Origin of the sequence: Tritonibacter horizontis (assembly GCF_001518015.1) — a bacterium.
Classification (GTDB): Bacteria; Pseudomonadota; Alphaproteobacteria; order Rhodobacterales; family Rhodobacteraceae; genus Epibacterium; species Epibacterium horizontis.
Genome location: NZ_LPUY01000099.1, coordinates 1 through 9,094, shown reverse-complemented (window position 1 = coordinate 9,094; position 9,094 = coordinate 1). Strand labels below are relative to the sequence as shown.

Annotated in this window: 9 protein-coding genes; 6 read left to right on the top strand and 3 right to left on the bottom strand. The window is 66.2% G+C overall.

What is annotated here, in order from left to right; translation table 11 throughout:
- Positions 1-135 precede the first annotated feature (135 nt).
- From TRIHO_RS19035 to TRIHO_RS19020, 4 genes are all read left to right on the top strand, one after another.
- Complete coding sequence (locus tag TRIHO_RS19035; RefSeq protein ID WP_068247504.1) at positions 136-930, top strand: 4Fe-4S dicluster domain-containing protein; 795 nt, start codon at positions 136-138, stop codon at positions 928-930.
- Positions 930-1,820, top strand: coding sequence for a dimethyl sulfoxide reductase anchor subunit family protein (locus TRIHO_RS19030; RefSeq protein ID WP_068247499.1), 891 nt, complete (start codon positions 930-932; stop codon positions 1,818-1,820). Before TRIHO_RS19035 ends, TRIHO_RS19030 begins: the two co-directional genes overlap by 1 nt.
- 83 nt (positions 1,821-1,903) lie before the next feature.
- Positions 1,904-2,365: a carboxymuconolactone decarboxylase family protein gene (locus TRIHO_RS19025; protein ID WP_068247496.1), complete on the top strand. Its 462-nt coding sequence runs from the start codon at positions 1,904-1,906 to the stop codon at positions 2,363-2,365.
- Positions 2,362-3,246 carry a sigma-70 family RNA polymerase sigma factor gene (locus TRIHO_RS19020; protein ID WP_068247492.1) on the top strand — a complete coding sequence of 295 codons (885 nt, stop codon included), beginning with the start codon at positions 2,362-2,364 and terminating at the stop codon, positions 3,244-3,246. The genes TRIHO_RS19025 and TRIHO_RS19020 overlap by 4 nt, the downstream gene beginning before the upstream one ends.
- 101 nt (positions 3,247-3,347) lie before the next feature.
- On the opposite strand, the gene dapA is transcribed toward TRIHO_RS19020, so the two are convergent.
- On the bottom strand, positions 3,348-4,220 hold the full coding sequence (gene dapA, locus TRIHO_RS19015; protein ID WP_068247490.1) for a 4-hydroxy-tetrahydrodipicolinate synthase: 873 nt from the start codon (positions 4,218-4,220) through the stop codon (positions 3,348-3,350).
- 138 nt (positions 4,221-4,358) lie between these two features.
- On the opposite strand from dapA, the gene TRIHO_RS19010 reads away from it, so the two are divergent.
- Positions 4,359-6,326, top strand: a complete 1,968-nt coding sequence (locus tag TRIHO_RS19010) for a lytic transglycosylase domain-containing protein (protein WP_068247507.1) — start codon at positions 4,359-4,361, stop codon at positions 6,324-6,326.
- Here the strand turns inward: TRIHO_RS19010 and TRIHO_RS19005 are convergent.
- Complete coding sequence (locus TRIHO_RS19005; RefSeq protein WP_408646202.1) at positions 6,282-7,157, bottom strand: DMT family transporter; 876 nt, start codon at positions 7,155-7,157, stop codon at positions 6,282-6,284. The two genes, TRIHO_RS19010 and TRIHO_RS19005, sit on opposite strands and share 45 nt — an antisense overlap.
- A 15-nt stretch (positions 7,158-7,172) precedes the next feature.
- Positions 7,173-7,871: a tRNA (5-methylaminomethyl-2-thiouridine)(34)-methyltransferase MnmD gene (mnmD, locus tag TRIHO_RS19000; protein ID WP_068247486.1), complete on the bottom strand. Its 699-nt coding sequence runs from the start codon at positions 7,869-7,871 to the stop codon at positions 7,173-7,175.
- A gap of 58 nt (positions 7,872-7,929) precedes the next feature.
- Between mnmD and TRIHO_RS18995 the strand changes: the two genes are divergently transcribed.
- Positions 7,930-8,982 carry an NAD(P)/FAD-dependent oxidoreductase gene (locus TRIHO_RS18995; RefSeq protein WP_068247483.1) on the top strand — a complete coding sequence of 351 codons (1,053 nt, stop codon included), beginning with the start codon at positions 7,930-7,932 and terminating at the stop codon, positions 8,980-8,982.
- The last annotated feature ends 112 nt before the right edge of the window (positions 8,983-9,094 follow it).

The window sequence follows — 9,094 nt, the reverse complement described above, 5'->3', positions numbered from 1 at the left end:
TGGCTATGGCGCCCCCCTCCCTGACATGGAAGGTCGGCCAATGATCGCCCCATTGCTTCATCTTTTTCCAAATACCTCGGGGTCCGGGGCCGCGCCCCGGTCCGGCCCGCGCCACACAAACGGAGGCCAGATCCCTTGACCGACCTCCCCACCCGGACCAGCCGCAAGATGGGCCTTGTGATCGACCTCGACACCTGTGTCGGCTGCCATGCCTGCGTCATCTCCTGCAAGGGCTGGAACACGGAAAACGACAGCGCCGCGCTCTCGGATCAGGCCCCCTATGGCGCCGACCCCTCGGGCACCTTCCTCAACCGGGTGCATTCCTACGAGGCCCAGCCGGAGGCCTGCAGCGGCCAGCCTGCCGCCGCCGCCCAGCTGGTCCATTTCCCGAAATCCTGCCTCCATTGCGAAGACGCCCCCTGCGTCACCGTCTGCCCCACCGGGGCCAGCTACAAACGGGTCGAGGACGGTATCGTGCTGGTCAACGAGGACAACTGCATCGGCTGTGGCCTCTGCGCCTGGTCCTGCCCCTATGGCGCACGGGAACTGGATCTGGCCGCCGGGGTGATGAAGAAATGCACCCTCTGCGTCGATCGGATCTACAACGACACCCTCCCCGAAGAGGACCGCGTGCCTGCCTGCGTGCGGACCTGCCCGGCGGGCGCACGCCACTTCGGCGACCTCGGCGACCCGGCGTCGGAGGTCTCGAAACTGGTCGACGCACGCGGCGGCTTTGACCTGATGCCGGAACAGGGCACCAAGCCGGTCAACAAATACCTGCCCCCCCGCCCGAAGGACAGGCTCGCAGCGCAACCCACCGGCGAAATCGACCTCCTGGCGCCCCTGCTGGCGCCGGTCACGGACGAACCGGGCGGCTTTCTCGGCTGGCTCGACCGGGCGCTGGACAAACTACCCGGAGGGCAGCACTGATGCACCCCGCCCCCTCCGTCATCGCCTTCACCACCCTGTCGGGTTTGGGCTTTGGCCTGTTGTTCTTCCTCGGCCTTGGCCTGCCTGCGGTCACCGGCGGTGTTGCCTTTGTCTTTTTCACCATTGCCTACGGGCTGGCGGTGGGCGGGCTGCTGGCCTCCACCTTTCACCTCGGCCGCCCCGAACGTGCGTGGAAGGCGTTTTCGCAATGGCGCACAAGCTGGCTCTCGCGGGAAGGCTGCTGCGCGGTGGCAGCACTTCTGACCATGGGACTTTATGCCATCGGTGCGATTTTCCTCGACCGCCACTGGCCGTTCGTCGGGGCGCTGGGGGCGGCGCTCAGCATCGGGACGGTATTTACAACCTCGATGATCTACGCTCAGCTCAGGACCGTGCCGCGCTGGAACATGATGCCACTGACCCCGGCGCTGTTCCTGACGCTGGCCCTTGCGGGTGGCGCATTGCTGGCGGGGCAACAAGATCAGGCGACCGGCCTGCTGGGGCTCGCCGGGCTTACCCTGCTGGCCTATTGGCATCAGGGCGACCGGGCCTTTGCCACCTCCGGCACAACCCTGGCCAGCGCCACCGGCCTTGGCCGCATCGGACAGGTCCGCGCGTTCGAACCTCCCCATACCGGCACCAACTACCTGTTGCGTGAATTCGTGCATGTGGTCGGGCGCAAACATGCGCAAAAGCTGCGGGTCATCGGCTTTGCCCTCGCCATCGGGCTGCCCCTGCTGCTGTTGCTGGTGCCGGTCTCGGGGCTGGCGCTGAAACACGCTCTCGCCGGGCTTGCGGTCCTCAGCCATATGGCCGGGGTGGTCTGCACCCGCTGGCTGTTCTTTGCCGAGGCCGAACATGTCGTCGGACTTTATTACGGCAAGCGCTGAAAAAACACCGTCCGCCTGTCACACCGTGCCCCGGCCCCTCGTCCTGTTTTCAGTCCCCACTGACTGAGAAAGGAACAGGACCCATGACCGAACGTCTCGACCAGTTCGCCGCTGCCGGCGACCTTTTCAAACCGATGATGGAACAGGAGGAGCTGCTCAAGGCCTCCGGGCTGGACATCACCATCATCGAATTGGTGAAACTGCGCGCCAGCCAGATCAACCGCTGCGCCTTCTGCATCCATATGCACACCCATGATGCGCGCAAGCTGGGCGAGAGCGAGGACCGCCTGCACCTGCTGCCCGCCTGGCGGGAAAGCCCGCTCTATACCGCCAGGGAACGCGCCGCGCTGGCCTGGACCGAGGCGCTGACGCTGGTGGCGGATACCGCCGCCCCGGACGCGGACTATGCCCTCGTGGCAGAGCAGTTCTCGCCCCGTGAACAGGTGGCGCTGACCCTTCTGATCGGGGCGATCAACAGCTGGAACCGCATTGCCATCGGCTTTCGCACGCCGCATCCTGTCGCCAAGGAGGCCTCCGCCGCGTGAGCCACAAGGCACAGGATACCGGAACCGATCAGTTCCTGATGGCGCGACCGCGATTGTTCGCGGTCGCCTACCGCATGCTCGGCAGCGTTGCGGATGCCGAGGATATTCTGCAGGACGCCTACCTGCGCTGGCAGGCGGTGTCGGGCGACGGGGTGCGCGATCCAACCGCCTATCTCGTGCGGGTGGTGACCCGGCTCTGCCTGGACCAGCTGAAATCGGCGCGGGTAAAGCGCGAAACCTATACCGGCGCCTGGCTGCCGGAACCCCTGCTGACAGAGGACCCTGTCGAGGCGCTGGATCACGACGTCTCGGTCGCGCTTTTGCTGGCGCTGGAACGGCTGACCCCGCTGGAGCGCGCGGCTTTCCTGTTGCACGATGTCTTTGGCAACAGTCACGACGACGTGGCCCGCGCGCTGGATCGCAGCGCCGCCAGTTGTCGCCAGCTGGTGTCGCGCGCCCGCCGCCATGTGCAGGCCGAGCGCCCCCGCGCCAAAATGCCGCCCGAGGAAAGCCGTGCCCTGACCGAGGCCTTCTTTCGCGCCTCCAAGACCGGCGATATGGCGGCCCTGACACAGCTGCTGGCCGAGAATGTCGAAATGGTCAGCGATGGCGGCGGCAAGGCCACGGCGGCGCTGAACCCGATCTACGGACGCGACAAGGTGATGCGGCTGGCCGCAGGCCTGTCCCGCAAATCCGGAGCGCGACTGCCGGCACGCTGGCGTTTTGCAATGCTGAATGGTCTGCCCGCCATTCTCAGCCTGGAGCCGGAGGGGCTGGTGCAGGCCACCGCGCTGGAAATCCGCGACGGGCGGATCGCCAGGGTCTATGTCATCCGCAACCCGGAAAAGACAGCCCACCTGGCCCCGGCGCTGCAGGCCTAACGCCAAGCGCCGCGTCCGGGGCCACGGCCGTTCTAACCTGCTGAAACAAAACAGCCCCGGACTTCACCGGGGCTGCTGGTCTCATAAACTGTCAGAAAACCTCAGAGCAGGCCCGCGTGCACCATGGCCGCGTCGATCTTGGCCTTGGTGCTGTCCTCCAGCGGTGTCAGCGGACAACGCACTTCTTCAGAGCACAAGCCCAGACGGGACATGCCGTATTTGGCTCCGACCAGACCCGGCTCGATAAAGATCGCCTCGTGCAGCGGCATCAGACGGTCCTGATAGTCCAGCGCCGTCTTGTAATCGCCCGCCAGCGTCGCGGCCTGAAACTCTGCACAGAGTTTCGGCGCCACGTTTGCAGTGACCGAAATACAGCCAACGCCGCCATGGGCATTGAACCCCAGCGCGGTGGCATCCTCGCCCGACAGCTGGATGAAATCCGCCCCGCAAGAGGCCCGTTGCTGGCTGACACGCTCCAGCTTGCCGGTGGCATCCTTGACCCCGACGATGCGCGGCAGTTTCGCCAGCTCGCCCATGGTGGCCGGGGACATATCGACGACAGACCGCGGCGGGATGTTGTAGATGATGATCGGAATATCGGCGCAGTCATGCAGCGCCGTGAAATGCGCCACCATGCCGCGCTGGGTCGGCTTGTTGTAATAGGGCGTCACCACCAGCGCCGCATCCGCGCCAACCCGCGCGGCGTATTCGACAAAGCGAATCGCCTCGACCGTGTTGTTGGACCCCGCCCCCGCGACCACCGGGATCCGGCCCGCGACGGTTTCCACAACCACCTTGATCACCAGCTCGTGCTCTTCATGGGTGAGGGTCGGGCTTTCGCCGGTGGTGCCAACGGGAACCAGACCGGTCGAGCCTTCGGCAATATGCCATTCGACCAAGTGTTTGAGCGTATCCAGATCCAACTCACCATTGCGAAACGGGGTGACGAGGGCTGGCATAGAGCCTGTGAACATTGGAACGCTCCAGTTAGTAAATTCCTTGCAGGCAAATCCTTGCCCGGACGCACGTGCTGGCGGGAAATTGAGTTGCACCCCGAAACACACGCACTATCGTGACAGGCTCTATCCCCGGAACGCTGGAAAATGCAAGACATGACACGCAGACTTGCTGCTTGGGTGCTGATTTGCGCGGTTTTCGGGACCGCGCCACTGATGGCACGCGGTCTCGACACCTCACTGCCCCTGATGCGCGACGGCCAATGGGCCGAGGCCCTGATTGATGCCGGCGACGAAGGATCGATCGCCCGCGACGTGATCGAATGGCACCGGTTGCGCGCGGGCCAGGGCACCACCCGCGACATCATGGGGTTTATCGACCGGCGCAGCGACTGGCCCGGCATGGACTATCTGCGCCGCCGCGCCGAAGCGACCATTGCCGAGGCCGGCGCGGCCACGGTGCTGGCGTTTTTCGGCGAAGGCGGCACCGCCCAGACCCCCGAAGGCGCCCTGAGCCTGGGTGAGGCGCTCATCGCCTCCGGGCAATCGGAGGCCGGCCAGGCAGAGATCGTGCGCGCCTGGCGCAGCATGGCGATGCGGACCGAAACCCAGGCGGCCTATCTGGCGCGTCACCGGACCCTGCTGGCCGACCACCACGAGGCGCGCCTGACGCAGCTTTTGTGGGACGGCCACATGGTGTCCTCCGCCCGGATGCTGGATCTGGTCAGCGACAGCGCCCGCAAGCTGGCCGAGGCCCGCATGGCGCTCCAGCAGCAGGCCAATGGCGTCGATGCCGCCATCGCCGCCGTGCCCGCCGCGCTGCGCGAGGATGCCGGGCTGGCCTATGACCGCTTCGCCTGGCGCGATGCCAAACGACGCCAGGACGATGCCATTGCGATGATGTTCGACCGTTCCACCTCGGCCGAGGCGCTGGGACAGCCCGCCAGATGGCTGCGGCGGCGCGCCGATTTTGCCCGTCAGTTGATGCGGGACGAGGACAACACCCGCGCCTACAAACTCGCCGCCTATCACTTTGCTCTGCCCGAAGACGGCTATGGCTATGCCGACAACGAATGGATCGCAGGCTATGTCGCCCTGCGCAAACTCGGCGATGCCGAGCTGGCCGCCTATCACTTCACCCGGTTCCTCGCCGCCGTCGAAAGCCCGATTTCGGTTGGGCGCGCCGGCTATTGGCTGGGCCGCGCCTATGCCCAGATGGGCGACATCGACAAGGCCCACGCCGCCTATCGGCTGGGGGCGAAATATCAAAGCTCCTACTACGGGCTGTTGGCGGCGCAGGCGCTGGGGCGCGGTTTTGATCCCGCACTCGCCACCCCGGCCAAGACCGACTGGGCCGGCGCCAGCTTTCTGGACTCCTCGGTCTACAAGGCCGGCATCGCCCTGCTGGAGGCCGGCGACGTGCCCCTGGCGGAACGGTTCCTGACCCATCTGGTCGAAGGGTTGCCGCCCGCCGAGGCCCTGAAACTGGGCCAGATGGCCGTCGACATGGGCCAGCCGCATCTGGCGGTCATGATCTCCAAACGCGCCGCACAGGACGGGCTGGAACTGGCCGGCGCCTACTACCCGCTGCACCCCGTCACCCGGATGAGCCTGCCGATGGCGTCTGAGATGATCCTGGCCATCGCGCGGCGCGAAAGCGAATTCGACCCGGTGGTGATCTCGCATGCCGGCGCACGCGGGTTGATGCAGGTGATGCCGGGCACCGCAGAACTGGTGGCGCGGGAACTGGGCATTCTTGACGACCACCGGACCGCGCGCCTGACCGAAGACTGGCAGTACAACGCCAGTCTCGGGGCGCAGTATCTCGCGCGGCTGGCCGGCCAATTCGACGGCAACGTGGTGCTGATGGCCGCCGGCTATAACGCCGGTCCGCATCGCCCGATCGCCTGGATGGAACGCTATGGCGACCCGCGCGATCCGGCCGTCGATGTGGTTGACTGGATCGAACACATCCCCTTTCACGAGACCCGCAACTACGTGATGCGCGTCACCGAAAGCCTGCCGGTCTATCGCGCGCGGTTGGGGCAACCGCCCCTGCCTGTTCCCTTCACCCGCGAACTAGCTGGCCGCACGCTTGAGGCTTTCGCGCCAAAAAGTGAATAGGCCCGCCGCCACCACCAGCCCGGCCCCGATCACCACATTGCTGCGCATGGTCTCGCCAAAGACGGTCAGACCGATCATCGCGGCCCAGGGCAGCTGCATATAGGCAAAGGGCTGCACGGCGCTGGCCTCGGCCGTCTCGTAACATTTGATCAGCAGCCAATGACCCAGCGCGCCGCTGACACACAGGCTCGCCATCCAGGCCCAGTCTGTCAGCGTCATCGGCTCCCACCAGATCAGCCCGAGCGGTGTGATGAAAAGCATCCCATACACCCCGGTGTAAAAGAAACTGGTGGCGGTGGTGTCGCGCCGCGCCACATAGCGCGTCAACAGGCCGTAAAGGGCAAACATCAGCGCCGACAACAGCGGGATCAAGGCCGCCAGCTGGAACACCCCGGACCCCGGTTGCAAGATGATCAGCACCCCGACAAAGCCAACGCCAATCGCGGCCCAGCGCCGCCAGCCCACCTGTTCGCCCAGGATCGGTCCCGACAGGGCCGCGATCAGCAGCGGATAGCAGACAAAAACCGCGTGGCTCTCGACCAGACCAAGCACGGTAAAGGCCAGCACCATGACGCAGATCTCAGCAACCAGCACAAAGGCCCGAAAGATCTGCACCCCTTTCTGGCTGCTCTGCGCCGCCAGTCGCAGCGATCCGGTCTGTTTCAGGGCCACCGCGATGACAAAGGCGGCAAAGAACCAGTACCGGATCATCACCACCATCATGACATTGTATTCGCTCGCCAGATGGCGCGAGACACCGTCTTGCAACGCAAACACGATGGTCGCACCAATCATCAGCAAGATGCCCATTTTGGTGTCGTTCTTGGCCATGTGCTGGTCCATGGGTCAGCCTTTCGATGTCTCTGTCGTCTGGGTCGGTGCCAGGCGCGCCTGTGTCATATGTCGTTTGTGACCAAATCCGGCGGTGCGGGTCACCTGGAACCCTGCCGCCGCCAGCCCACGGCGCACGAACCCCGCCGCCGTATAGGTGGCCGCCGTGCCGCTGTCACGGGTATGGTCCGCCACCGCCTGCATCAGGTCGTCCTGCCACAGTTCCGGGTTCTTTGCGGGCGAGAACCCGTCCAGAAACCAGGCATCCGCCGCGCTCGTCCAGGACGGCACCGTCTGGCGCGCGTCGCCGATCACCACCTCCAGCCGGAGCGTGCCCAGATCGCAGCGCCCGCCCCCGGACCACGCCTCGAGGAACCGCTCGGCCCAGGGCGTGATCGCCGGAAAGGCCTCAAGCGCGCGTGCCATATCCGCCGGCCGCATTGGGTAGGCCTCGAAACTGGTGAACCGCAAGGCGCCCGCCTGGCCGCTGTCTTCCCAGGCGCGCCAGGCCGCCAGCATGTTCAACCCGGTGCCAAAGCCAAGCTCCGCGATCTGAAAGCCGGTACCGAACCGCAGGGGCAGATCGTTGCCCGCCAGAAAGACATGCTCCGTCTCCAACAGGCCGTTGTGGAGCGAGAAGTAAGGATCGTCGAACTGGTCGGACACCGGCAGGCTGCCATCCCGCCAGCTGAGCCGCGCCTGCTGGTCTGCCATCGCGATTTCCTTTAGGTGGGGCGAAGTACGAGGGCGAACCTGACGAAAGGCCACGGAAATGGCAACTGCAGAAATCGGAGTGGATGTCACCGTCCGCGGCGCCGGGATTTTCGGCCTCTCCATCGCCTGGGCCTGCCACCGGCGCGGTGCCCGGGTGCAGGTGGTTGACCCCGCAGGTGCGGGTGCCGGCGCCAGCGGCGGCATCGTTGGCGCCCTCGCCCCCCATGTGCCGGAGAACTGGAACCCGAAAAAGGCGTTTCAACTGGACAGCCTGTTGATGGCCGGCGCCTTCTGGGCCGAGGTCGAAGCCGCCGGCGGCGTCTGCCCCGGCTATGGCCGTCTCGGCCGGTTGCAACCGATCGCCGATGAACGCGCCCTGGCGCTGGCCCAGGCCCGTTGCGCCAGCGCCGCGGCGCTCTGGCAGGATCAGGCCCTGTGGGAGGTGCGGCCGGCGTCGGACTTTGGCGACTGGCATCCGCCCAGCCCGACGGGCCAAGTGATCCACGACACCCTGTCCGGCCGCATTCACCCCCGGCGCGCCTGCGCCGCGCTGGTCAGTGCCCTGCGGGCAGGCGGCGTCGAGGTGCAGCGCGACGCCCCGAACCGCGGACAGGTGGTGCATGCCACCGGCTATCAAGGACTGGCGGAGCTGAGCCAAAACGCGCCGCGCGCGGTCGGCAATGGAGTCAAAGGTCAGGCGGCGCTGCTGGGGTTTGCACCGGGGAATGTGCCGCAGCTCTATGCAGACGGGCTGCATATCATTCCCCATGCGGATGGCACGCTCGCCATCGGCTCGACCAGCGAGCGGGATTTCACCAGCCCGGATACACCGGATGCCCAGCTTGACGAGCTCCTCGCCCGGGCGGCCGCCGCGCTGCCACAGCTGGCGGGCGCGCCGGTGTTGGAACGCTGGGCCGGCGTGCGTCCCCGCGCCCGCACCCGGGCGCCGATGCTCGGGGCCGACCCCAGAACAGAGGGGCATTTCATTGCCAACGGCGGGTTCAAGATTGGTTTTGGCATGGCGCCCAAGGTGGCACAGGTAATGGCGGATCTGATCCTGGATGGGGTGAACAGCATCCCCGACGGATTTAACGTGGCAGACAACGTCTGAACCTCCGCCTTAGGGGGAACGGTCCCGCCCCCGCCGCGCCTGCCTACAGTGGCCCGAGGTTTTGCGCTGCGCAACGCGCATCGCGGTGGCGCGGGGGCCGCGCCCTGCGGGC

Excerpts from the sequence above, each read along its gene's own strand:
- dapA (WP_068247490.1), bottom strand. The coding sequence starts at position 4,220 with ATGTTCACAGGCTCTATGCCAGCCCTCGTCACCCCGTTTCGCAATGGT.
- TRIHO_RS19025 (WP_068247496.1), top strand. The coding sequence starts at position 1,904 with ATGACCGAACGTCTCGACCAGTTCGCCGCTGCCGGCGACCTTTTCAAA.
- TRIHO_RS18995 (WP_068247483.1), top strand. The coding sequence starts at position 7,930 with ATGGCAACTGCAGAAATCGGAGTGGATGTCACCGTCCGCGGCGCCGGG.
- mnmD (WP_068247486.1), bottom strand. The coding sequence starts at position 7,871 with ATGGCAGACCAGCAGGCGCGGCTCAGCTGGCGGGATGGCAGCCTGCCG.
- TRIHO_RS19005 (WP_408646202.1), bottom strand. The coding sequence starts at position 7,157 with ATGGCCAAGAACGACACCAAAATGGGCATCTTGCTGATGATTGGTGCG.
- TRIHO_RS19010 (WP_068247507.1), top strand. The coding sequence starts at position 4,359 with ATGACACGCAGACTTGCTGCTTGGGTGCTGATTTGCGCGGTTTTCGGG.
- TRIHO_RS19030 (WP_068247499.1), top strand. The coding sequence starts at position 930 with ATGCACCCCGCCCCCTCCGTCATCGCCTTCACCACCCTGTCGGGTTTG.